The organism is Desulfosediminicola sp. (assembly GCF_048381775.1).
In the GTDB taxonomy this organism is placed as follows: Bacteria; Desulfobacterota; Desulfobulbia; order Desulfobulbales; family Desulfocapsaceae; genus Desulfopila; species Desulfopila ganghwensis.
In genome coordinates, this window is the sequence record NZ_JBLXGE010000017.1 from 37,524 (window position 1) to 61,614 (window position 24,091).

The following is a 24,091-nucleotide window of genomic DNA, read 5'->3' on the forward strand; positions in this document are numbered from 1 at the left end:
CCGGTTGCTGTGAAAGTGACCGGCCAGCTTTATCTGTTTTCAGCATGAATCAAATCAGGTGGTATGTGTGATGATTGAGCGAGCAGTGCAATTGGTGGACAGGGTGGAGAAATTCACCCTGGTCTGGACCATTCTTGGCCTTGCCTTGATCGGCTTTGTTGAAGTTTTTACTCGATACCTGTTGAACTATTCCTTCACCTGGTATGAAGAGGTCGGCCGTTATCTCGGCGTGTTTATAGCTTTTCTGGGTGGCTCAATTGGAGTGAAGAGCGGCAGTCATTTTGTGATGGATCTTTTTGTGACCAGAATCGCCTCTCCCTGGCAGCAATTTTTGCGAACCATTACCTCGTTGTTGTCCGGAACGTTTTTCTTTCTGGTGGCGTGGTACGCATGGAAGATGGTGACCAGACTGTACGGATTTGAGACCACTTCTCCAACCTTGGAAATGCCGATGTATATAGCGTATCTGCCAATCCCTTTTTTCTCTGTGGTAATGGGGTTGCGTTTCTGCGGCCAGGGGTTTGGGCATCTGCGTAATGGCCTGAGAGTTGTGAGGGACGGAGGGGTGAAATGCTGATTGCTGCGGTTTGTATTATCTTTTTTGTATTGCTCTTCATGGGGGTTCCCATTGCGGTTATCCTCGGCGTCAGCACAGCCGTATGTCTGATGCTTTTTACCAGCACGCCTCTGCACATTGTTGCCCAGCAGCTTTTTAATGCGCTTGATAACTTTGTATTGCTGGCCATTCCGTTCTTTATCCTGGCGGGCTCGATAATGACTCGCGGCGGAATTGCCCGTCGACTGATTGAATTTGTCAATGCGCTGGTGGGCTGGTTTCCGGGTGGGCTTGGTATGGCAGGTATTCTGGCCTGTATCTTCTTTGCGGCCATCTCCGGTTCATCACCAGCCACAGTTGTTGCCATTGGCTCCATCATGATTCCGGCCCTCATTAAAGCTGGCTATGGTGAAAAATTCTCGCTTGGTCTGATTACCGTCTCCGGTTCGCTTGGTATCGTCATTCCGCCATCCATCCCGATGATCCTCTACTGCCTGGTGATGAACGTTTCCGTGGCAGAGATGTTTATGGCTGGCATTTTGCCCGGCCTTATGATCGGTGCGGCGCTCATGGCATACACCTATGTTGTGGCCCGCCGCAATAACTGGCGTATTGAGAAAAAATGTTCTGTTGAAGAAATCATAACTACTGCCCGCCGGGGGGCCTGGGCCTTGATTCTGCCGGTGCTGGTGCTTGGTGGTATCTATTCAGGGCTTTTCACCCCCACCGAAGCTGCGGCGGTGAGCGTGGTTTATGCGCTCTTTGTCGAGATCTTTATCTATAAAGAGTTCAAAATCAGGGATATTACCAATGTCTGCCAGGAGGCTGCTGTGCTTTCGGCCTGTCTGCTGTTTATTCTTGCCTGCGCCATGACCTTTCTCTGGTTACTGACCGCAGAGCAGATACCCCAGCAGCTGGCTGATATTATCGTGCAGCATATCAACAGTCCCTGGATGTTCCTGCTCTGTGTGAACCTGCTTTTCCTTATTCTCGGCTGCTTCATGGATGATGTCAGCGCCATGCTCATCCTGGCACCGCTCTTTTATGAGACGCTGAACCGCTATGGCATCGATCTGGTGCATTTTGGTGTGGTGATGGTACTCAATATCCAGATGGGCATGTTGACGCCTCCGTTCGGGCTCAATCTTTTTGTTGCCTCAGGAATAACGGAACGACCGCTGATGACTGTTGCCAGAGGGGTCATGCCGTTTCTGGGCATTATGTTGTTTTGCCTGCTGCTGGTCACCTATATTCCATCGATCTCACTGCTGCTGCCGGAACTCCTTCTGCGCTGATGCTTTTTATCTGTTAACAGGACGAAGTTGTTATGCTTGAACAAACCGTTAAATCAGAACTCATTGCTCTTTTAGGAGACAGGTTCAGCGATGAGCCTGAGATACTCACCTGCTATGCGTACGATTCCTTTTTAGAAGAGTCGATGCCGGATGCGGTGATTTTTCCAAAAACCACCGACGAAGTTGCAAAAATCATGGCGCTGGCGAACCGGGCCAAAGTGCCGGTTACCGCAAGAGGGGCCGGGACCAGCGTTTGCGGGGCACCCATTGCCGCTGACCATGGCATTGTGCTCTGTTTTTCCAAGATGGATAAAATTATGGAGGTGAACACCGCTGACCGTTATGTGGTGGTTCAGCCGGGTGTGATTAATGGTGACCTGCAGAAGGTGCTGGCTCCTTCCGGTTTTTTCTTTCCACCCGATCCCGGCAGTATGAACTTCTCGACCATCGGCGGCAATGTGGCCTTGAATGCCGGTGGCCCACGCTGTCTGAAATACGGGGTTACCAAGGATTATGTGCTGGGCATGCAGGTGGTGCTCGCTTCCGGCAAAGTGGTACGTTTCGGCTCAAAGAATATCAAGGATGTAACCGGTTATAACTTCACTTCACTGTTTTGTGGCTCTGAAGGCACCCTGGGGATGGTGACCGAGGTGACCTTGAAAGTCATCGCCAGGCCTGAGACAACCCAGACCCTGCTGGTTACGTTCGCAGATCTCGACTCAACCGCGAGAGCGGTGTCAGACATCATCGGTTCCGGTATCCTACCGGTATCCATGGAGTTACTGGACAAGATGACCATTAATGCCATTGAGGATGCGGTTCACATGGGGCTGCCGAGAGAAGCTGGCGGAACGCTCCTGATTGAAGTCGATGGTAGTCGTGAAGCATGTGATCGCGAGCGGAGCCAGATCGTCCACAAAGTGAAAGAACACAATGTCATGGCGGTGGAGGAGGCTAAGGATGAAGCGGATCGCAACAGGCTGTGGGCAGCCAGAAGAGCTGCCTATGGGGTATTTGCCAAGATCGCTCCTGATATTCTCTCAGAAGATGTTACCGTGCCGGTGAGCAAGGTCCCGGAGATGATTCGCCGCATTTATCAGATAACTGAAAAGTATAACCTCAAAGCGGGCGTTTTGGCCCATGCCGGTGACGGCAACATGCATCCGCTTATTTGCGCCGATCGTAAGAACCAGGAGGAGTGGAAGTTGGTGAAAAAGGCTTTTCGAGAGATCTTTGTGGCCGGAGCTGAGCTCGAGGGCACTCTCTCAGGTGAGCATGGTATCGGTCTTGCCAAGGCGGAGTTCCTGCCCCTGGTGATGGACCAGGAGTCCAGGGACTTCATGGCATGTATCAAAAAGGCCGTAGATCCCAATAATATATTGAATCCCGGGAAGTTTGTCTAATGCGTGAGTCGTCTGGAAATTGTGGTAAATGCGGTATCTGTCTTTCTGTATGTCCTGTTTACAAGGTCCTCAAGGAGGAGCAGGCCTCACCCCGAGCCAGGGTTCAGCTGATCAGGGCTTATGGGGAAAAACGACTGGCTTCAACACCTCTATTGAAGGAGTTGATAGCAAAATGTCTGATGTGCGGCAGCTGTGCTGCCAACTGTCCTTCAGGGGTTGATCATTACAACTCATTCATGGAGATGCGGTCTCGCCTGATTGACGATCATGGAGATCGGCTGGAGATCCGCGGTTTGGTCTACCTGCTCGCCAGGGAGCGCCGCCTGCGAATGGCAATGGGGATGGCGCGAATGGGGCAGGGAGTGCTGCCTGATCGGGTTGCAGCCCGATTCAAGTTGGGCAATATTGCAGTTGACCGTTTTCCCAGGCTGAACAGCAGACAATTCAGGAAGACTGTTCCAGAAGAAATCGCGCCGGCGAAGGAGGCGGGACAGGAACGGGGTACAGTACTCTACTTTACAGGCTGCGCCTCCAATTACATTTATGGCGAGACCGGTGAGGCTGTAGTTGGGCTTCTTACCCGTTTGGGGTACAGGGTAATTATTCCCAGGGAGCAGAGCTGCTGTTCGGTACCTATGCTCTATCACGGGGGTGTTGATGAGGCGCTGACCAATATTGAACAGAATATTAAGTCGTTTCATCGACCCGATATTAAGGCGATAATTGTGGATTGCCCCACCTGTGGCTCGGCGTTAAAGCATGAATTTGCAGCGATGATGGAGCGTTTTGACCGGGGAGAGTTGATGCGGCAAAAGGCATTGGACATAGCCGAAAAAACGGTCGATATCATGTCGTTTGTGTACAGCCATCTGTCAGAGATGCGATTCTCCCGTGATTCATCCACTCCTATTCCTGAAGGTCCGGTGAGTTATCATCTCCCCTGTCACCTGAAAAATTCCTTTGTCTCAGCTGAGCGGGTGTTAAACAATATTGCCGAGGTGGATTATGTGGCTGCAGAAGATACGAGCGAGTGTTGCGGTGGAGGTGGTACCTTCTTCTATGAGTACCCTGAAGTCGCGGGAAAAATAGCCGGCAGCAAGATCGACAACATCCGCCGGACAGGGGCGAAAACCTGGCTCACGGATTGTCCGGTATGTCGTATCAATCTCTCGGCGAGGCTCGATTCGGCAGATGATATCACTATGATGCATCCTGCTAAATATCTGCAGCAAAAGCTGGTGGATGTAATCCGTGAAGAAGATGGGGACTGTGACAGCTGCAACGGGCTTTAACCTGATTTTGTTAAATGCAAAAATATAGGGGAAACCGGGATCCGGGGCTTTAGAAATCATGGATGAACGAATAATAGCGACCAATATAAAAAGGATCAGGACAGCCAGGAATATAACCCTGCAGGAGCTTGCAGACCGGACCGGTCTCACCAAAGGCTACCTGTCCAAGGTTGAACGATCGGAGAAGGCACCCCCCTACTCGACACTCAGCAAGATTGCCGGCGCGCTTGGCTTTGAGACCACCGATATCTTAAAAGAAGAGATTGGATTACCGCAGGATCAACCTCTTTTCTTTGCGAAGAAAGCTGACGGTAAAATTATCCGGGAGAGTCGTCATTACGTAGGCTACGATTATGAAATTCTTGCTTCGGGAAAGCCGGGTAAGAATATGGAACCATTTATAATATATGCGCCTGATGAGTTCACCTCGATGTTTCAGCACGAGGGGGAGGAATTCATTTATGTGCTGGAGGGGCGTATGGAGTTCCGGTATGGTGAGGAGACCATTTTTATGGAAGCCGGAGATCATGCCTATTTTGATTCCTGTACCCCCCATGCCGGTCGAAGTATCGGTGAGCAGAGGGCAAAACTTATGGTAGTTATTTACTTTTATAAGCGCAACAGGCAGTAGGATTTCATGCACTGGCTCTATTGGCGGGAGCAATCACAGTAGGGCCCAAGACCATCAGCAGCAATGTCCGGAAAAAATATCAGCAGGTAACTGTTGGATAATTTTTCTTAAATGGTATAAAGGTTGAATGGCTGACCAGATGTGATGTTTTTCTCTTGTACAAAAGCAGACAATTGCCTATATTCAGTCATTGCAGAAAAAAGTAGTACCATTTTCTACGTTGCAGTATAAACTTACACCTTTTCATAAGGTGTGTTGCTGAGAATTGTAACAAGGAAAAGCTTTACCAAAAAACTTTACAGGGTATCAGGATATTGCACCATTTCCCGGTTGTACAGATTTTCCCAAGCCGACTTGAACAGAAATTTTACGCTCATTTCAGTCGTGTTCTCATCTTGTGGCAGGCGATACCAGCCGGCCAATCTCTTAATGCAGTCATAGCGGATAGTCTCTAATCTGACCGGTGTGATCGTATGTTGACCTTTCCCAACGAGATAAAGCAATTAATAATAGTTGTACAGTTAACCGGAGGGAGTTTTTTCGGTTTTTTGGTACGACAATTCTTTATTGCCTCTAATGTTGTCAGCCACACATGCCGGCAGGCGGAAGAAGCGACTGCCACGAGATCCTGGAACTATACCAACCAATCGCTTAATTGTTGTTTTTCCTCGAAGTTATCAGTAAACACTTTTACAGGAAAGACTACAGAGCACCCAGGTACACGCAGCCGCTGCTTACCGAAAGGAAATACAGGGAAAAGAATAGAAACTTTCAGAAGATTATTTTTACTATCTTCAGAAAGAATAAAATATTTTCGGCAAGACGGAGGAATCACTCAACCTTGCTGAACAGAGACGGCAAAGGCAGAAATGCTCTGCAAAGAGTTCGTTTTTGCCACGCAGGATCAGTGTCGCCCGGTTATCCTGGTAGCCTTTTCCTGTACCGTATACCGTTCATTTCAGTCGATTGATATCGGCGGTAAAAGACGGTGTAGTATAATGGTTCTGAGGAGGAACCGAAGAAGAACAGTGCACTTTGAGCACGATCAACTAGGAGTAGTAAAATGGCAGAAGGTACAGTTAAGTGGTTTAACGATTCTAAAGGTTTTGGTTTTATCGAGCAGGATGGTGGTGCGGATGTTTTCGTACATCACTCCTCTATTCAGTCTGATGGCTTCAGATCTCTCCAGGAAGGCGAGAGAGTGAGCTTCGAGATTGTTGATGGAGCTAAAGGACCGGCTGCGTCCAACGTCGTTAAGCTCTAATGAGCCGATAGCTTATTGCTTATCGAACCCCGCCCTTGTGGCGGGGTTTTTTTTTGTCCAAAATTGGCGGGATGAGTTTGCCGGTTTTACGGACACTCCTCTGGTTCGGTAGCAAAACAGATTTGCATATTGGAAGGTGTCGGCTATAATCACCCGAAATTATATTTTAAATTCGAAGTATTTACCCGTGAGTTGAGTGAGCCAGTAATGAGTAAGCAGAGGTTGAAGATATTCTATCGTTCAAAGACCCTCATCTACATTTTAGAGCGGTTGCGACAGGCTGTGATAGACCTGCTGCCGATCATAATGGTGATAGCATTTTTCCAGATAGTGGTCATCCGCCAGCCATTACCACAACTTGGCGAGATGCTGGTTGGGCTGGTAATGGTTATTCTTGGTCTCAGCATGTTTATCCAGGGGCTTGAGATCGCATTATTCCCAATTGGCGAGTCTATGGCCCAGGCGCTCACCAGGAAGGGAAGTCTGACCTGGCTGCTTTTATTCGCGTTTGCCCTGGGGTTTTCCACCACGGTCGCGGAACCCGCACTGATCGCCATATCCAAAGAAGCTGCAAAGATTGCGGTGGAGGGTGGTCTGCTTGAAAATTCGCCTGAAATTATGGCTCGCTATAGTATTGGGCTCAGGCTTACTGTGGCGTTTTCCGTCGGGTTCGCAATTCTTATCGGTGTACTGAGAATCCTGCTCAACTGGCCGATTCACCTCATGATTATCGGCGGTTACGTGCTGATTATGCTGATCACTATTGTCGCTCCGGAAGAGATAATCGGCATCGCTTATGATGCAGGAGGCGTGACCACCTCGACCATCACTGTACCCCTGGTAACAGCCCTCGGCGTTGGTCTGGCAACGGTTATCCGTGGCAGAAGCCCACTGCTGGACGGTTTTGGGCTGATAGCCTTTGCCTCCCTTTTACCTATGATGTTTGTCATGATCTACGGTGTAATCGTCTTTGGTGTCTGAGGTTAATTATGATTGAACTTATCACTGATTTCAGTAAAGTCCTCCTCCTCACCTGTCGGGATTTGCTACCAATCGTCCTGCTCTTTGCCTTTTTCCAGCTGGTGGTCATCAAACAGAGTATCCCTAACCTGACCCGAATTCTGGTTGGCAGTCTCTATGTGCTGTTCGGTCTGACCTTTTTTTTGACCGGTCTGGAGGATGCCCTGTTTCCGCTCGGCAAGATCATGGCAGCCCAGCTCACCGACCCGGAATTTTTAAAAAATGGCGCGGATGCTGTTGATTTGACTGATTGGAAAGTATATGGCTGGATCTATCTTTTTGCCGCTGCCATCGGTTTCGCTACGACAGTGGCAGAACCTTCTCTGATTGCGGTTGCCTACAAGGCGAAGGAGGTGTCGGGTGGTGCCGTCAGCGAGTGGGGGCTGAGAATCACCGTGGCAATCGGGGTGGCATTCGGTATCAGCCTGGGGACCTTTCGTATCATCACCGGCACTCCGCTTTATCTTTACATAATGGCTGGCTACCTGGTGGTAATCGTACAAACCTTTTTTGCACCGAAGACTTTGATTCCGCTCGCCTATGATTCCGGCGGCGTGACCACTTCCACAGTGACTGTTCCCATAGTGGCCGCACTTGGGCTCGGTCTTGCAGCCTCTGTTCCCGGCAGGTCACCGGCAGTTGATGGCTTCGGCCTTATTGCTTTTGCCAGCCTTTTCCCAATAATAACAGTGCTTGCTTATGGCCAAATAGCTCAATATAAACAGGGGCGCAACCTAAGAGTTACCGATACCAAAATGAAGGAGAACACATGAAATTCAAGATAATTCTGGCATCGGTCAAGACCACATTGACCGATAATATTGTTGATGCGGCTAAAGCCTCAGGGGCAACGGGGGCGACAATCATCCCGGCCAGGGGCACAGGCATCCGTGAGGCGAAAACCTTTTTCGGCTTAAGCCTGGAAGCGCAGACTGATATTATTATGTTTCTGTTGGAAGAGCACCTTGTTGAGAAAATTCTCGAGACCATAGGCAGGGTTGGTGAGTTTGAAAAACCGGGCACCGGAATCGCATTTGTCATGCCTGTGGACAATGTGATTGGCCTCAATTCCCAGATGGAGAGTTTTAAGAAATACGCCGGCGAGAAATAAAAAACCGGTGTTATCCGATATCAGCTGGATAATCACCGGTTCCAATCCGTATTTCTGCTACACAATGCGGGTAATGTGAAAGAGCTGTTTTGAGCCTTACTTCGTGTAAAGGGCTACTCCCAGCTCAAATGCACTATCCAGGCTCTGCTGGTCGCGATTGATGGCGGCGTGATCGGCAATTCCCATTACGCTCAGGCTGCCGACTACCTGCACATCAAGGTAGGAGAGGATCTGACGGAGGTCGTCACACACTTTTTCGGCCAGGTTCACCTGGGGATTACCACACACGGCTGCCACCACTGCACGCTTTCCGGAAATTCTGGAGCTGTAATCGGGGCGGAGAAAGCTTCCCCAGTGGTCGATGAATATTTTCATGCAGCTTGACATTCCCAGCCACCAGACCGGCGTGGCGATAACCAGACCATCCGCTTCTTCAATTCTTTGCAGTTGTCTGGAAACTTCCGGGAATTGCAGGCACTGGCCGGCCGTTCTGCAACGGCCGCAGGCACAGCAGACATATTTCTGCATTTCCACCAGATCGATCTGCTCGATTATATCATCTTCCGCGCCCACAGAACGAATACCCTCAACGATTTTTTGTGCGAGAATATCCGTGTTGCTCTGCAATCTCGGGCTTCCCATCAGAATGATGGTTCTTTTCATTGGTTCCTCCTTGCTTTTATCCAGTAACTCCCCTTCTTCAGTCAATCTATTTATACTGTACTTCGCCTAATTCTGCAAAATCATAGAAGTTACCAAGGCATGGAACGAAGGTGATTTTTAATAAACTGCTGTCAGGCTAACGGGTTCAGCCCGGATTTTTCATGAACATTAAGACAAAGAACAATTCGATTGCCAAGAAAGCCCAACACGGACCGGTCAGGAGTGAAGTGTGGTGGATGTCGCCCCTCACGCCGTATTTTTCCACAGTGTTCACCTGGGCTGAGCAGTAACCCTTGTTTGGGTGCCACAGGAGAAAAATGATATTAGTCCGCCATGATTATTCTGTCGCCGCCTTCCTGTTGCGCCTTTTCAAGTTGGTTGTTGACGATGGTGAGGATATCACGGCCGGAGGTCGCTTTACAGGTAGAGTATGAGGTGAGGCCTATACTGACAGTGACATGCTGGTGGGCGTCAGTACTTATAACGGGCGCTTCCCTGCAGATCTGCAGAATACGGGCGGCTACGATCTGGGCGCCGCTGATACTTGTCTGCCGCAGCACAGCGAGAAATGTGTCGGCGCTGACCCTGAAGGCGAGATCAACCATCCTCAGGGTATTTTTCAGGTGTCTGGCGAACTGATGAACAGCTGCATCCATGAATTCGCCACCATGGTTGCTATAAGCAGCGTTGTAATCATCCAGGGCGAACATTAAAACTGAGAAGTCGGTGCCATAACGCCTGGCCTGGAAATATTCGTTATCCAGATTTGACTGTATATTTTTGTGGTTATAGAGGCCGGTAAGGTCATCAACCACGGAGAGTAGTTGTATCTTGTGTTCATTGTCCTTGTTACGCTGCTGCATGAAATACAGCTCTTCGCGGGTTTCCTTTAACGATTGTGTGAGTTCCAATTTTTCTTTTAACAGATCGCTCAGCTGCATGGCATCAGAGAGGGTTCGAAAAAGTTCCTCCTTGCTTACCGGAATCCGAATAAATCGAAAGATGTCTCCGCTGTTAATCGCCTGTAGAAGACGTAAAGGGTTTGCACCCTTTATCAGGCAGACCCGCACCATTTTAGGGTAGAGAATACGGGCCAGTTTATGCAGTTCCAGTCCCTCGGCATCTGTCATGTGCAGGCCGCTGACCAGGATTGCGATAGGATGCTGTTGGATAATCTGCAGGGCTATATCGGCATTTGCTGCAAAGTGGCAGGTGAAATGCTCTTTGCGCAACATCCGTTTGATTGCGTAAAGCGTCGGTTGGTCACTGTGGACGAAGAGGAAATGAGGATCACGCATTATATTACCCGCTGGTAGCACCTTGCAGGCCGCTTTCGGCCGTGTATTTATATGAGGTTGCTTGCTCTGGAACCCTCAGGGCGAGGCAGGTCAGGTTAGAGTCCTGCTCACCACCTTCCGGGTTATTCAGCAGCCGCGGTCCAAGCTCATAAAGTGGCGGCCTGACTTCGAGCTCAGCGAATTCCTGAACCGTTTCAGCAATTTTACCGTCGCTTATCTGCCACTCGAGCTGTACACCGTCTAGTGGGGTAGTGTGCAGAAAAAAGAGCAGAATGTCTCCCGGTGCCAGGGCAAGTGACCTTGTGTTGTATCCTGTGCCTTCGAGCAGGCCGAGAGGCGGATTGCCGCCTTTATGGACTGCGTAGCTACCGGTGGCACCTTGATAATGAAAGATGTTGATCTTGCCGCAGTCGATATAATGTAAGTTGTTTTTGTTGTATCTGCTGTAGAGCATGTTCATGGAGAGGCCAAGAGCGCGCAGTTTCGGCAGCGTTTCCCGGTCAATGTCACCAACCAGGTCAGCCAGGTCAGCCGCCTCAGCCCCTCTCCTCGTGTTATCGCTGTAACTCTGGATCACCGCTTTCAAGATGATATTTTTAAAACCCAAACCGAGCAGGGGAGACCTGTTGGAGTCGGTAATGATGTTACCGAGCAGAATATCGGTGCAGTCAGAAGCGGTGACAAGACAATCGGAGAATACGGTATTGATTGCCTGACTCGATTCCGTCACAGTTACAACTTCTATATGGGTCTCCTGCTGGGGTTGCCCAGTTCTCAAAAGTTCAAGGCGTACCTGCTTTTCATATTCATTTTCAATAAGATGGCTTACCTGCTGCCCCTGATCTGTGGGCACGGTACCGGTTGCTGTTTCAGGCTTTACAGGCCGATCCCCACAGCTTGACTCCAGTTCCGGCAGGGTAGTGGTGAGTTCTGGTGTTCCCTCGGCGGTAACCGTTTCCCAAAGCTGGGCCATGCGGTAATACTCAACCGCGTCGTGCAAGATTGAACGGAACAGTTTCGGGTTGAGCGGTTTTATGATGTAGCGAAAGATTTCTCCGCTGTTGATACTGGCCATGGTCTGTTCAAAATTGGTATTTGCACTCAGCACCATGCGTACGATAGAGGGATAATGTTCTTTGGCATACTGCACTAGCTGCGTACCGTCCATACCCGGCATCTGCATGTCAGTGACCAGGATGTTGATATCTCCTCTTTTCAGTCGCTCCACCGCCTCGAGACCGCCACTGACGAACTCCGCGACATATTCTTCCCTTTTAAGAAACCTCTTGAGCGCGTTCAGGATATCCGGCTCGTCATCGACAAAGAGTATGGTAATCTGTTCAATGGGAATCATGGGTTACTTCCTCCTTCTGGTCCACAGGCAGGGAGATGGTAAAAATTGAGCCACCTTCGTCCGGGCAGTGCAGGGAAAGCTCGCCACGGTGTTTATTGACGATGATGTCATAAGAGATCGACAACCCGAGTCCTGTTCCTTTACCGGGGGCTTTGGTTGTGTAAAACGGCTCGAAAATCTGGTGGCGCTGCTCAATCGGAACACCGGGGCCGTCATCACGAAATTCACAGAGTATGGTATTTCCTTCCTGCCAGGTCCGTATGGAAATCAGGCCCTTGTCTGTTCGATCCTGAGAGGCGATGGCATGGGCGCTATTGACAATCAAGTTGAGAAACACCTGGCTTAATTGCTCCAGAGAGCAATGGATGTCGGCAACATCTCCAAGCTCTGTGTGTACATCAGCATGATATTTATATTCGTTTCTGGCGATAATCAGAGTGTCCTCAATGCCGCTATTGATATTGGCCCAGGAGAATTCGCCGCTGAAATCGATTCGGGAGAAATCACGCATTGATTGAATGATCTGGGCAATGCGGACAAAACCACGTTCAGACTCGTCAAAGAGTTGGGGAATATCTTCAAGAAGGTGTTCGATACCGAGTTTTTTGTGCAGCATCTGCACTTCGGCCGCGGGTTCGGCCAGGAGCGGATTTTCGGCGGCTTTCTGGGTGAGGATCTCATATTTGCTGTGGATGAGCAGCAGGTCATCGAAATCTTCGACCAGGGTGGCGAAATTGGTTCGTACGAAATTTATCGGATTGTTGAGCTCGTGGGAAAGGCCCGCCGCCAGCTGCCCGACTGAGGCCATTTTCTCCTGCATGACCAGGCGGTCCTGGGCTGTTTCCAGTTCAATGGTTCTGTCAGAGATCTGTTCCTCCAGACCCTCATTGAGTATGCGAAGCTGCTCCTGGCTTTCCTGTAGTTCCCGGGTGCGTGCCTCTACTGTGACTTCAAGATTCTCTTTAGCATCCAGAAGTGCTTTCTCCCGGGACTGGATCTGACGTGTCAGCCAGTTATATTCCTCAGCGAGTGCGGATATTTCCAGAAGGCGCTGATCCGTTGGCAACACATTATCGGTTGGATCGTTGTACATCTTCAACACCATCTGTCGCAGGTTTTTCAACGGATTGGCATACAATCGGTTTGCGAAATAGAGCGAGATACATAGAAAAACGAAGGCCGTGGCCATCAGTGCCAGGCTGACCTTGACAACTATACTCATTCTGGTCCGGTTAAGAGCAGTGTCATCCATGCGGCACAAGATGAGCAGGTGCGGATCAGCCATAACATGCGTGTAGGCTGGGGTGTCGATTCGCGGTCCGAAGGTGGCAACGCTCTCTCCGTGCTGGATGATCTCAATTTCTATATTTTCGGCAGTGGGAAGGTGGGAGTGAAATGTATTGAGTCCGGTAAGATCAATTTCCGCAACCAGAATTCCTTCCGGTTGTCCGCCGAACAAGACAGGTATGGCGATACGCCAATAGCGTCTTGGGAGTATGGTGGTAGTGGAGCTGATCTCCCAGTGATACGCGATTTTTCCACCAATCAGCTTTTGTACCCAGTGCTCACCGGTGTAGTCAAAAACCGGTAATGGCCGGGATGAGTTGATGCTTCGCCCCTCGAAATCAAGGAGGTTGAGCTGGCATTCTGTGCCGATGAGGGTCATGCCTTGCATCGCATCTATCAGTTGCGGGCGCATCTCTCCGGGTTGCATAACACTTTGGGTAATGAGCGGACGCTGGGCGAACTCCTTGAGAGCCTCCTTTTTATAGGAGAGAAAAGTCTTTATGGCTTTACTGACGTCTTCGGCATCCTCCCGGGTAGTTCGTTCCTGGAGATCTTTGATGGCAGAACCGACCTGAAAGTTGATACTTCCGGCGATGACCACAACCAGGATCATGGCTATCACAATTGAATAGGTGATCAATGCTCTGCTGATCGGGAATTGGGAGGGGAAAAGTTTCATTCAGCCTATTCCCCCATGAGTATAACGTCACGGTTTTTCGTAAATTTGTCCATTGTAAAATCTTCTTTGCCGAGTGCTTCATTGGCGTCCGGGTCGTCGGGGGAGTATGGACGGAAAGGTTGTTCATAGGTTTTGGCTGACCGGCCAAGGCTGTCGATTGAGTAAGGAACCATGACAGAGAAAAGAGAGATGAGAATGTTCCATCCCCAATGAAGATATGCTTTTCCCATAAACGTCCTCTGGTTGAAATATAGTACGGATGATGGTTGCTCCGGGTAACTTTGTCACGGTTTCTGAGGTAAAGTAATACCGTGGTTGGCCTCGTGAAGGGCGTGGAGCCGAGTGCCTGTCTGTCAACTGCTGCTTCTTCTATTATATGGTGCTGCTAAGCGAAGTCCAGTAAGTGAATTTAGGCCATATAGCGAGTTATTATGCATTCCCTATGCGGAAAATCCACAACCCGTAACCCTTGGCCATAACAGTTCGCCTGCAAATCATTGTTCAGGCCCTGATGAAATTGGTCGATTACCAATTGACGAGGCGTTACTACAGAGTCATAGTATTTCCAGGATGATTTGATCTTGCTGGGGGAACCGCAAGAATGTTCACTGAGGTTCTGGTAGACCTTCAGTTATGACAGAGTGAAATAAAAGAATTATTGAGGATGATATGGGTGATTTTCCTAAGTGCGACCTGAAAACCGGAGTGTGAGCTCCACCTGATTTGGCCGGCGGTCTGCCGGTACAGAATACGTCACAGCCTGTAAAGCATGTTGATCAGGTTGCTGGCGAGGCCTTTGGTGTAGGTGAGTTAAAAAACATCGCCTCTGCGGTGCACAGCAAGTACGCATCCGTAGCGAATTCTGCTGAAGGGATGTTTCGATATCCTACCGGGCGTGAAGGTGCGGTGAAGTTGGGATATGATGAGGCGATTCTTGCAGAGATGCCCGAAGAGTCACTGAACAGTTTTTGTGGCGTTGGTAATCCCCATGCCATTGCACCTGTTATGGAAGGTGCTAATGTGCTGGATATTGGTTGTGGCGCTGGTTTCGACCTGATTGTTGCCAGAAAAACCGTGGGTGGTTCAGGGCGGGTTTGCGGTATTGACATGACCCCGGAAATGCTGGAGCGTGCCAGGAAAAACTTTTCCGAACTAGGTGTTGACGATATCGAGCTGGAGCTGGTCGATTCAGAAAAAATACCCTATCCGGATGAAACCTTCGATGTGGTGATCTCCAATGGAGTAATCAATCTCTCTCCAGCCAAGCTCGCGCTCTTCAGGGAGATTCGCAGGGTACTGAAGCCGGGAGGCAGGCTGCAGTTTGCTGATATCGTGTTGGCTCAACCGTTGCCTGCTGCCATGAAAGGTAATCTCGACGCCTGGGCCCAATGAGTGGGTGGCGCGGTCTCCGTGAGAGACCAGATTGCACTGATGGAAAAAGCTGGTTTCAGCAATGTGGAGTGTGTCGGTAACACAGGTATCAGTACTTCTCAATTTACTGAAGGAGCATTGTTTATTGCAGTAGCCCGATAGAGCTATCTCATTTCTTATTGTTTTTGGACCATCTCTTTCACCGTACGGCCTGCTACATTTTTGTAGTGGGCCGTATCTTTTTCTGCTGCCAGGAATAAACATGATGACTGTTTGCGATATTGCCGTTATATCAATTGTTTATGATTTTTTCTGCGTATTTTTATTGGTGCCTGTATAGGTGGCTTGCTGATCAATTTTGCAGTGAGCGATGCAGAGGCGGCAAAACTGTATGTCAGCGGCCATCTTGGGGCGGCGTTTGCCGATGATTCAGACTGGGGAATTCCTTCTGAACTTGACAAAGGTATGTCGATTGCCTTTGAGTATGATGCCGGCTGGAGCGGTCTGGCGGCGGTTGGCTATGAATTTGAAAAATTCAGGTTTGAAGCGGAATTTGGCTATCAGGGTAATGGGCTTGATGCTATATCCTTGACTCACAATGGAGAATCACGGTCCCAATCGATGTCTGGAGATCTGAACCTGTTGACTCTGATGGTTAACGGCTACTATAGCTTTATCAACTCATCAAAGTTCACGCCCTACGTAACGATGGGTCTTGGTGCTGCTTATGTCGAAATGAAGGATTTGGTTCCTAGTAGCTCAGAAGACAAGATGAACTTTTACGATACAGTTTTCGCCTATCAATTCGGTGCCGGAGTAGAATATGGTGTTTCTGAGCAGCTTTTTCTGGATCTAAGATACCGCTATTTAGCGACTTCGGACGTTGCCCTTGGTGATATTGAAGAAGAAATAGATATGGAGTTTGCCAGCCACAACATCTATGCCGGTTTGCGTTATCAGTTTTAGGCCGAATTTCTGCTGAAGTGTGACGGGGATTGCCAACCCGGGTGTTCCCCGTTTCTTTATTTGTTACGCTCCTGCTTTGTTCAATCCCTTTATAAAAAATCTCCCTTGCCGAGTGCTTGTTTTACGGTGCTTTTCTGTCTCTGTTTTCTCTGCCGAATCCTTTTTACTTGAAAAGAATTAGCCCCTTATTTATCTATACGCCCGTTCGCAGTTGCGGGCAGGCAGTACCTTGGTTCTTACACGTTGCAGTTGTTCCGGTTGTTTCTCTTGCTCCCGTCACAGGGCAGCAACTTTCCACATTTTTCGTCACCTGCAGAGGGACGAACACTCGGTAGTTTCAACTGATATATTTCAACAATTCCAGGTTCTTTGGGCTATAATGCCCGACATGTCTTTGCCGTGCGGCTGCCTGACTACCCCAGGTCATAAATTCGTAAATTATATAATGATGTTTTGGAGATATACGTGAAAAGAACAATGATTACGGCTGCTGCCGGTACCCTGTTGCTTATCTCATCCTCTATGGTAAGTGCCCAGAGCGGTCCTTACACCAGCATACATTTCGGCATGGCAATTCCGGACGATACCGATACCAGCTGGTCCGGAGTACCATTGGCAACAGTGTCAGCAGATAGCGGTTATGCCATGACGGGTGCCCTTGGTTATGACTTCGGTGGATTTCGCCTTGAAAGTGAACTCGGCTACCAGGGCAACTCGATCGACACGGCTCGAGTAGGCGGTCTTTCTCTGCCGGCCAGTGGAGATATGACTATCTATTCCGGGCTGTTGAACCTCTATGTTGATTTTCGCAATGAGAGCAATATAACCCCATATATCACCGCTGGTATGGGTCTGGCACATGTGGCTATGGACAGTTTTGATGTTGCCGGAATTGTCTCATCAACCTCAAAGTACACAGATACTGTGATGATCGGCCAGGTTGGTGGGGGGCTTGAGATGGCAGTGAACGAGAACTTGGCACTGGATGTGCGCTATCGTTACATGATGACGGAAGAGGCTCACCTCGGTTACCTCAACTCCGAACTCTCCAGCCATAATGTGTATGCCGGCCTGCGCTTTAAATTTTAGCTGTAAATCCTGAAAGGGCAGTACAGTAACCCTTGAAGCAACACTGTGGGCATGTGAAACATTACCACAGTGTTGCGACGCAATAATCTCAAATATCTGCTGTTTCGCGCGGCAGCCATCACTTTACAGCCATCAGCGTTCTCCGTGACATCACCCTGTCAAAAATCCAGCTCCATGTACTTTGCCTGACGAGTTTGCCAGCTCTGGCTGTGCAAAAAAAGATATTGAACTCCACTGTCAGTTGCGAGGGTTTCCGACGTTTCTCTGTTGCCGGGGCATGTCCCTGTTTCCACCAGGGTAATTGATCCAGGTCAAGGCGGGAGGCTTTTCTTTGTGTTACTCAGGCGAGCATTGTTACATTTTAAAGGTGTGTGGTACACGAAAAGAAAAGAATCACGGGAAGAAAAAATGAAAAAAAATGTCCAGGTTTTCTGGTCCTGGCTTGGTGCATTTATCGGCATAGGTCTGGTCTCCGCTGTAACCAGGTTCGTGCTTGATGGAACCGGGCTTACCCTTGTCATCGGCTCCTTCGGGGCGTCTGCTGTGCTCATTTATTGCGCCATAGAGAGCCCTCTGGCCCAGCCTAGAAATGTTATGGGCGGGCATATTCTCTCGGCTCTGGTCGGTGTTGCCGCCTGCCAGCTTTTTGCAGATCAACTCTGGCTGGCGGCCCCTTTTGCTGTCGCCACGGCCATTGCCGTGATGCAATTGACGGCGACAGTCCATCCGCCAGGGGGCGCGACTGCGCTTATTGCAGTGATCGGTGGGGAGAATATCCATCAACTCGGTTATTCGTATGCGCTGTTTCCAGTTGCAACCGGGGCATTGATTCTGTTGGCGGTGGCACTTGTAATCAACCGGATCGCCCCGGGCCGCAGTTACCCCCAAAAGTGGTGAGCGTGCTCGAATTATGGAATATGCCATTGGAGTCTGTGTTATGAAAATAATTCGAATGATACCTGCTGTTCTAAGTTTTTTACTCATCGCCGCCCATTTGTACCGGGCAGGCTTGCCAATCTTTGCCGTCGCCGCTGTGGCTGCTCCTGCGATCCTCATCATTCCCCAATTCTGGAGCGCTCGAATCGTCCAGTTACTGCTGGTTCTTTCAGCGCTTGAATGGGGCCGGACGTTGTTAAACCTTGTGCAGCTTCGCATGGAAATGGGCATGGACTGGATGCGGCTGGCGGTGATCCTGGCGGCGGTGATCCTCTTTACTCTGATCTCTGCGATGGTTGTGCAGTCGGTAAGGAAATAGTTTTGAAGAGAGAGGTTAGAGGTGAGGGGTTAGAGGTGAGGGGTGAGAAATATAATGGATTCTCGCGTGTCTCTGTGGTAGTGAGGGTATGGGTGATTGAGAGTTGAAACAGATAATTACGACTGAGTCATTTAGAGGGACGGGATGAACGAGCCGGCAGAAAAAAACGCTGAAAAGAAGGCGAAACGCAGCAAAGTGCCACAGGGAAGAATTGGCAACAGACCGTACTGGGTATTGCTCCTTTCGATCCTGGTTCGTACGGTTCATCAACTGGGAGCAGCTGTTTTTCTGGTGTTCTGTCTTTTTGGTGATGTGGTGTCGGTCCCGGGCATGTATCTCTGGCTGGCGGTGGTGAGTGGTGTCATCCTGGTTTTTACCGAGTGGCTGAGACACCGCGAGCTTTATCGTGAGTTTGCCGGAATGGCCACTCTCATCAAATGTCTGCTGCTAGGTGCCGCTATCCACGCCTATCTGCCCACTGGTCCTGCGGTGCTGGCGGCCTTTGTATTAGCCTCTATCGGTGCCCATGCTCCCAAGGAAATCCGTCACAGGTTATTGTGGTGAGTGTGAAAGTACGAGCATCTTCAGCTCAGGCCGATATCCCCTGGCAGGGAGAGAGTAGTTGGCAGGAATTGAGGACAGCAATTACGGCAATCTGCGCCGGCCTCGGGGAGAAGGAGGCAGAGATACGAGAGATCGCCCAACAGATGCAATATGGCTATCGGCAGCTCGATGAGCCGATGGATGTGCTCTGTGGCAGGAGTTGCATAACTTGTCAGGAGATATGCTGCCGGAGGGCAACACTCTGGTATGATTTGCCTGATCTCCTGTTTATCTATCTCATCTCGGCAAAGTTGCCTCCAAGGCAGATATCCAGGGTGTCCGGTGGAGCCTGCTGTAATCTGGGTACAAGGGGATGTTTGCTGCCACGCTGGCAGAGACCCTTTATCTGCAGTTGGTATCTCTGCGGAGCCCAACAGCTTGAACTGTCGTCAGTACCGGAAGGCGGGCAGTTAAAAGAGCAGATCGAGTGTCTGAGGAAGTCAAGAAAACAGCTATTCGCTCACTGTGTAGAGGCTGTATCCCCGTAACTTGGATTTTTCATGACAAATCCAAGCTGACTCACTTTTGCCCACCCCGTTTCTGAGCTGCACGCTCCATCCGCTTTTTCAGTTCCTGGTTCCTTTGAATGATATCTTCCCGGCCTTGATACCACTCTGGAATTTCGTCATAGTTCGGAATACCGTCATCAATCATGTAGCGTGATTCCGGGTTGTGGGGATAACCCATGGGCACTGCGCCGCAGCAGACTGCCAGCAGGCCATTGTCATGGGCCTTCAGGGCACGGCTGGCGTGGGGGGAAACCCTGATGCAGTCTCCGCGCACAAGCTCTGTCAGATCCCCGTTTACACTGATGCAGCCACTGCCCTCGATCACTAGATAGACTTCCTCCTGCTTCCGGTGGGTATGGGTGAAGGTGTACCCTTCATTCGGGGGCAGGTTGATAAGCCCAAGGGCGACCCCTTCCAGCTTAAGCTTTTTGCGGGGGCTGGTCAGCCAGGGGAGGGAGGCAAAATCAAAGTGGGTTTTGGTAAAGTCTTCCGCCATGGGATGCTCCGTCAGAAAGTGTTCCGGTAACAGGAGATTTCGTTCATTCTCTACGGAATATGCGGCCTGAAGAGATGACCGGCTTGAGATAAATGATATCCGAAATTACGGAAAAAGAGTGGGATTTCCTTGCGGGACCGGAAAAATGCGTACACTATGTAAACGTGTTGTGATTTGGCAGCTAAATTGTGTTTTCGAGCAGGAGAAGAGAAGATGAAGCAGGTTGATGACTCTACAAGCTATATCAGGGCGGGCTGGCTGATAGATGGCAGCGGAAAGGCTGCGCAAAAAGATGTACTTCTGGTGGTAAATACAGGGCAAATAGTCTCTGTAAAACCATATGCACCGGAAATTATCCCTGCCAATGGTCAGCTTACTGATCTGAGCTTTGCCACCATTCTACCTCCTCTTATCGACAGTCATCTTCATTTGAGCATGTCCGGGGCGGTTGATGCCGCTTTACGAGAAAACCAGCTGGTTGCAGGGTGTGAAGAACTGTTACCCTATATCCACAGGCACTTAAAGCAGCTTTTCGACCATGGAGTGCTTGCGGTGCGTGATGGTGGAGATCGTCATGATTGTGTGCTGGAATTCATGGCAAAAGGTATGAGCAATTATCCGATAGCAATCCATTCCCCGGGGAGAGCGTACCACAGGGCGGGACGATACGGAGGCCTCATTGGCAGAGCGGTGGCTGAGGGTGACTCGCCGGCAGAGCTGCTGATGCGTCGAAATCACCAGCAGGATTATCTGAAAGTTGTGAATTCAGGATTAAATAGCCTGAAAGAATATGGTCATGAGACACCTCCGCAGTTCTCGAAGGATGAACTGAAAAATCTGTGCGAGCTGGCCCACAGCAAGCAAATCAAGGTAATGGTGCATGCCAATGGCAGGGTGCCGGTACAGCAGGCGATTGAGGCAGGTTGCGATTCAATAGAGCACGGTTTTTTCATGGGCCGGGAGAATCTTGAACGTATGGCGGAGTACGGTTGCACCTGGGTGCCAACCGTTGTTACCATGAAAGCATACGCAGAAGTGCTGGAGTTCGAGGGGAATATTTCCGGGGCAGCAATTGCCGCCAGAAATTATGAGAGCCAGCTGGAGCAGTTGCGCCAGGCAAAAAAAATCGGAGTGAAGGTGGCGTTGGGGACCGATTCGGGCAGCCCCGGTGTGCTGCATGGTGAATCTGTTTTCGAAGAGATGAAACTTTACGGCAAAGCGGGGTATTCGCTGGTTGAAACAGTGCAATGTGCCACGGCAAACGGGGCGGAACTGCTGGGACTTGCCGATAACGGAATATTACAGGCGCAAGCTGCGGCAAATTTTCTTGTAGCCCGTGGTACCCCGGCACAATTACCGAGAAAACTCTCATATCTTGAGAATATTTTTATTGCCGGCAAGCCCTCAGCTCTGTACAGAAAGAATCCTGTCAAATAGCAAGTTGGTTTGTGTTAGTCACATGAAAACAGGTAATTAGTTGCTTTTGTCCGACAATGGAAAAACTCTGCCGATACCCGGGACTGCAGGGCTTCCACCTTGCAAATTGATGGAGATAAAAAATATCCTCGGGCAGGCTGTCATGCAGCGCGATAACTATCTCATAAAAGGACATAAAACGAATAAAGTGCAAAAGTTACTTGACCTGTACCTCTCATAACTATAATGTGGAATGTTTTTAAAAGTTGTATACAATTTTTGTCTGAGGACTGACGGCGAGGTTCTTTTCGTTCTGAAATAGCTTTGCCGACGGTAACGAAAATTTCTATGAGCACGAGGAACACGATGTTTTCCATTCTGAGAATCAATACCGCGACAGGAGAAACCAAAAGGGAAAGTTTTGATACCAAAGAGTATCTCCTTGGTGCGCGTACCCTGAGCTCCCGCCTGGTCAGCCAGGAGGTTGAGCCGACCTGTGATCCGTTCGGGCGTCACAACAAACTCTTTTTCTGTACCGGTGCGCTGGTTGGTACCACCGTTTCAAGTTCAGACAGGATCAGTATCGGCAGCAAAAGCCCACTGACCGGTGGTATTAAAGAGAGTAATGCCGGCGGTATTGTTGGTACTCGTATGGCTGAGCAGGGTCTCCGTTGTATCGCTCTGGAAGATGCGCCGAAAGCGGATGCGGGCTGGAAAATCATCGTAATCGGCAAAGACAAAGTCGAGATGATTGATGGCGAGTTTCTTGTAGGTAAAGGCGTGTATGAAAAGTCTGATCTCCTGAGCGAGAAATTCGGCAAAAAAGCAGGTTGTGTCACTGTTGGACCAACCGCTGAAAAGCTGCTGCTTGCTTCCGGTATCGCCTGTTCCGATCCACATGGCGTCTGTTCCCGATATGCTGGTCGTGGCGGACTTGGTGCGGTAATGGCGAGCAAGAAGATAATCGCCATGGTTGTATTGCCAGATGGCGAAGTAAAGCCTGAGATTGTTGACCCGGAGGCGTTCAAAGCCGGTGCCAGGAAGATTGTTCAGCTGCTGAAGGAAAATCCGGTGTCCTCCAAGTTCACCAAGTATGGTACTGCGGCCATGGTAGACATCTGCCAGGCATTGAACGTGCTGCCGACCAAGAACTTCCGTCAGGGTACCATGGAAGGTGCAGAGAAGATCAACGCCCAGTCCATGTACGACACCATCAAGGAGCGCGGTGGCGAAGGCCGGACCCAGCATGCCTGTATGTTGCCTTGCGCAATCCAGTGTTCAAACGTCTACCCGAACGAGGACGGTTCACTGCTCTGTTCCCCGATTGAGTATGAGACCATGGCGCTGATGGGCTCCAACCTCTGTTTGAAAAATCTCGACACCATCGCCATGATGAACCGCATCTCCAACGATGCCGGTGTTGACACCCTCGAAGTGGGTGCGGCAATGGGTGTGGCGCTTGAGGCCGGTGTTGCCGAATTTGGTGACGACGAGGCTATCCTCGAGTTGATGCAGGAAGTTCGTGACCTGACCCCGATGGGCCGTATCCTCGCTTCCGGTTGTAAGGTTGCTGCTAAGGTTCTCGGCGTACGCCATGCGCCGCACGTTCTCGGCCAGGGTATCCCTGCCTACGAGCCGCGTGGTACTAAAGGCATGGCTATGACCTACCTCTCTTCACCGATGGGTGGTGATCACACCTTCGGTTTCACCCTGCGTGACGAAGATGTACCGACCAGCAAAGAAGGTAAGGTTGAGCTTTCCAAGAAGTTCCAGGTTATCGGCTCCCGCATGGATGCCATGGGAACCTGTAACTTTGTTCGTTACTCAGTGCGCAACGATATGAGCCCGCTCCTCGACCTGATGAAGGCCATGTACGATGTGGAGATCACCGCAGAGGAATTCGACGAATTTGTTAAAGAAACCCTGCGACTCGAGCATCAGTTCAATACCGATGCCGGTATTACTCTGGCACACCACCGCCTCTGCGAAACCTTCTACGAGGAAGCGCAGCCAGAGACGGGTGAGAAAATCGATATCACTGATGAAGAGGTGGCAGAGGCTTGCCGCTGGTAATCAAGAGAGATGAGCGTGGTAACTGTTACCTTCAAACTCAGCGAGGCGGCACCTGTCTCGCTGGCTATCGATACGCCGCAGCCGCTGCAGTCTGTTCTCGAAGAGGCGGCGCGTAAGGCAGACATTGTGCTGGGCGGTTTTATTGCCGTCTGCAACGGCCGGGTGATTACCGGTGAAGAACTGGTGTCTGAAGACGATGCTGTCGATGTCTTTCCTGCTATTTCGGGAGGCTGACAGTTACTGCTTCGCTGTACCTCTAACAGCTCACATCTCAAGCCGCATCATCTATCCGGGTAAATCAGGATAGACGGTGCGGCTTTTTTGTTTTAATCACCTGAATTTAAAAAGTATTGGTTCTTGATTTACCTTGAATTGTCGGGCTCTGTTCTTAATGTAGTGCACTGTATTGAACCGGATGTCTCATGAACATTTGGGTCTGTGATATCCCGAAACAGTATTG

Annotated in this window: 26 protein-coding genes; 20 read left to right on the top strand and 6 right to left on the bottom strand. The window is 49.9% G+C overall.

Annotation, left to right across the window (positions count from 1 at the left end):
• Nucleotides 1-70 precede the first annotated feature (70 nt).
• The 9 genes from ACN5NT_RS21605 (at nt 71) to ACN5NT_RS21645 (ending at nt 8,572) form a co-directional block, all read left to right on the top strand.
• Entirely contained in the window at nt 71-577 is a 507-nt protein-coding gene (locus ACN5NT_RS21605; RefSeq protein ID WP_419176860.1) for a TRAP transporter small permease, read from the top strand.
• Entirely contained in the window at nt 571-1,851 is a 1,281-nt protein-coding gene (locus ACN5NT_RS21610; RefSeq protein WP_419176861.1) for a TRAP transporter large permease, read from the top strand. The genes ACN5NT_RS21605 and ACN5NT_RS21610 overlap by 7 nt, the downstream gene beginning before the upstream one ends.
• A 32-nt stretch (nt 1,852-1,883) precedes the next feature.
• Nucleotides 1,884-3,254 (top strand): FAD-binding oxidoreductase, encoded by a 1,371-nt coding sequence (locus tag ACN5NT_RS21615; protein ID WP_419176862.1) that lies wholly within the window; start codon nt 1,884-1,886, stop codon nt 3,252-3,254.
• Nucleotides 3,254-4,546 (top strand): (Fe-S)-binding protein, encoded by a 1,293-nt coding sequence (locus ACN5NT_RS21620; protein WP_419176863.1) that lies wholly within the window; start codon nt 3,254-3,256, stop codon nt 4,544-4,546. The genes ACN5NT_RS21615 and ACN5NT_RS21620 overlap by 1 nt, the downstream gene beginning before the upstream one ends.
• A 58-nt stretch (nt 4,547-4,604) precedes the next feature.
• Complete coding sequence (locus ACN5NT_RS21625; protein WP_419176864.1) at nt 4,605-5,177, top strand: helix-turn-helix domain-containing protein; 573 nt, start codon at nt 4,605-4,607, stop codon at nt 5,175-5,177.
• A gap of 1,063 nt (nt 5,178-6,240) precedes the next feature.
• On the top strand, nt 6,241-6,441 hold the full coding sequence (locus ACN5NT_RS21630) for a cold-shock protein (RefSeq protein ID WP_136798804.1): 201 nt from the start codon (nt 6,241-6,243) through the stop codon (nt 6,439-6,441).
• A gap of 207 nt (nt 6,442-6,648) precedes the next feature.
• Entirely contained in the window at nt 6,649-7,422 is a 774-nt protein-coding gene (locus ACN5NT_RS21635) for a DUF1538 domain-containing protein (protein ID WP_136798803.1), read from the top strand.
• 11 nt (nt 7,423-7,433) lie between these two features.
• A complete protein-coding gene (locus tag ACN5NT_RS21640; protein ID WP_167495847.1) occupies nt 7,434-8,234 on the top strand; it encodes a DUF1538 domain-containing protein in 801 nt (266 codons plus the stop codon).
• Nucleotides 8,231-8,572 (top strand): P-II family nitrogen regulator, encoded by a 342-nt coding sequence (locus tag ACN5NT_RS21645; RefSeq protein WP_136798801.1) that lies wholly within the window; start codon nt 8,231-8,233, stop codon nt 8,570-8,572. Before ACN5NT_RS21640 ends, ACN5NT_RS21645 begins: the two co-directional genes overlap by 4 nt.
• A 96-nt stretch (nt 8,573-8,668) precedes the next feature.
• Here the strand turns inward: ACN5NT_RS21645 and ACN5NT_RS21650 are convergent, their stop codons facing one another.
• On the bottom strand, nt 8,669-9,235 hold the full coding sequence (locus ACN5NT_RS21650) for a flavodoxin family protein (protein ID WP_136798800.1): 567 nt from the start codon (nt 9,233-9,235) through the stop codon (nt 8,669-8,671).
• A 161-nt stretch (nt 9,236-9,396) separates the two neighbouring features.
• On the opposite strand from ACN5NT_RS21650, the gene ACN5NT_RS21655 reads away from it, so the two are divergent.
• Entirely contained in the window at nt 9,397-9,525 is a 129-nt protein-coding gene (locus ACN5NT_RS21655; RefSeq protein ID WP_419176865.1) for a hypothetical protein, read from the top strand.
• 33 nt (nt 9,526-9,558) lie between these two features.
• Here ACN5NT_RS21655 and ACN5NT_RS21660 read toward each other — a convergent pair whose 3' ends face one another.
• The 4 genes from ACN5NT_RS21660 to ACN5NT_RS21675 are packed head-to-tail and all read right to left on the bottom strand — an operon-like array spanning nt 9,559 to nt 14,083.
• On the bottom strand, nt 9,559-10,533 hold the full coding sequence (locus ACN5NT_RS21660) for a diguanylate cyclase domain-containing protein (RefSeq protein WP_419176866.1): 975 nt from the start codon (nt 10,531-10,533) through the stop codon (nt 9,559-9,561).
• Between the two features lie 4 nt (nt 10,534-10,537).
• Nucleotides 10,538-11,887: a response regulator gene (locus tag ACN5NT_RS21665; RefSeq protein WP_419176867.1), complete on the bottom strand. Its 1,350-nt coding sequence runs from the start codon at nt 11,885-11,887 to the stop codon at nt 10,538-10,540.
• Nucleotides 11,874-13,853, bottom strand: coding sequence for a sensor histidine kinase (locus ACN5NT_RS21670; protein ID WP_419176868.1), 1,980 nt, complete (start codon nt 13,851-13,853; stop codon nt 11,874-11,876). Before ACN5NT_RS21670 ends, ACN5NT_RS21665 begins: the two co-directional genes overlap by 14 nt.
• Nucleotides 13,854-13,858: 5 nt before the next feature.
• Nucleotides 13,859-14,083, bottom strand: a complete 225-nt coding sequence (locus tag ACN5NT_RS21675; RefSeq protein ID WP_419176869.1) for a hypothetical protein — start codon at nt 14,081-14,083, stop codon at nt 13,859-13,861.
• 493 nt (nt 14,084-14,576) lie between these two features.
• Here ACN5NT_RS21675 and ACN5NT_RS21680 point away from each other — a divergent pair, with 493 nt between their 5' ends.
• From ACN5NT_RS21680 to ACN5NT_RS21710, 7 genes are all read left to right on the top strand, one after another.
• Entirely contained in the window at nt 14,577-15,386 is an 810-nt protein-coding gene (locus ACN5NT_RS21680; protein WP_419176870.1) for a methyltransferase domain-containing protein, read from the top strand.
• 183 nt (nt 15,387-15,569) lie between these two features.
• The gene (locus ACN5NT_RS21685) at nt 15,570-16,190 is read left to right on the top strand and encodes an outer membrane protein (protein WP_419176871.1); all 621 of its coding nucleotides are present in this window, start codon (nt 15,570-15,572) and stop codon (nt 16,188-16,190) included.
• Between the two features lie 465 nt (nt 16,191-16,655).
• On the top strand, nt 16,656-17,279 hold the full coding sequence (locus ACN5NT_RS21690; RefSeq protein ID WP_419176872.1) for an outer membrane protein: 624 nt from the start codon (nt 16,656-16,658) through the stop codon (nt 17,277-17,279).
• A 408-nt stretch (nt 17,280-17,687) separates the two neighbouring features.
• Nucleotides 17,688-18,176, top strand: coding sequence for an HPP family protein (locus tag ACN5NT_RS21695; RefSeq protein WP_419176873.1), 489 nt, complete (start codon nt 17,688-17,690; stop codon nt 18,174-18,176).
• 40 nt (nt 18,177-18,216) lie between these two features.
• On the top strand, nt 18,217-18,534 hold the full coding sequence (locus ACN5NT_RS21700; RefSeq protein WP_419176874.1) for a hypothetical protein: 318 nt from the start codon (nt 18,217-18,219) through the stop codon (nt 18,532-18,534).
• A gap of 144 nt (nt 18,535-18,678) precedes the next feature.
• Nucleotides 18,679-19,098: a hypothetical protein gene (locus tag ACN5NT_RS21705; protein ID WP_136798790.1), complete on the top strand. Its 420-nt coding sequence runs from the start codon at nt 18,679-18,681 to the stop codon at nt 19,096-19,098.
• Between the two features lie 2 nt (nt 19,099-19,100).
• Complete coding sequence (locus ACN5NT_RS21710; RefSeq protein ID WP_419176875.1) at nt 19,101-19,625, top strand: hypothetical protein; 525 nt, start codon at nt 19,101-19,103, stop codon at nt 19,623-19,625.
• 31 nt (nt 19,626-19,656) lie between these two features.
• Here the strand turns inward: ACN5NT_RS21710 and ACN5NT_RS21715 are convergent, their stop codons facing one another.
• The gene (locus ACN5NT_RS21715) at nt 19,657-20,142 is read right to left on the bottom strand and encodes a cupin domain-containing protein (protein ID WP_419176876.1); all 486 of its coding nucleotides are present in this window, start codon (nt 20,140-20,142) and stop codon (nt 19,657-19,659) included.
• Nucleotides 20,143-20,355: 213 nt separating this feature from the next.
• On the opposite strand from ACN5NT_RS21715, the gene ACN5NT_RS21720 reads away from it, so the two are divergent.
• From ACN5NT_RS21720 to ACN5NT_RS21730, 3 genes are all read left to right on the top strand, one after another.
• Nucleotides 20,356-21,579 carry an amidohydrolase family protein gene (locus tag ACN5NT_RS21720; RefSeq protein ID WP_419176877.1) on the top strand — a complete coding sequence of 408 codons (1,224 nt, stop codon included), beginning with the start codon at nt 20,356-20,358 and terminating at the stop codon, nt 21,577-21,579.
• Between the two features lie 345 nt (nt 21,580-21,924).
• Nucleotides 21,925-23,631, top strand: coding sequence for an aldehyde ferredoxin oxidoreductase C-terminal domain-containing protein (locus ACN5NT_RS21725; protein ID WP_167495843.1), 1,707 nt, complete (start codon nt 21,925-21,927; stop codon nt 23,629-23,631).
• A 9-nt stretch (nt 23,632-23,640) separates the two neighbouring features.
• Nucleotides 23,641-23,865 carry a MoaD/ThiS family protein gene (locus ACN5NT_RS21730; RefSeq protein ID WP_136798785.1) on the top strand — a complete coding sequence of 75 codons (225 nt, stop codon included), beginning with the start codon at nt 23,641-23,643 and terminating at the stop codon, nt 23,863-23,865.
• Nucleotides 23,866-24,091: the final 226 nt, after the last annotated feature.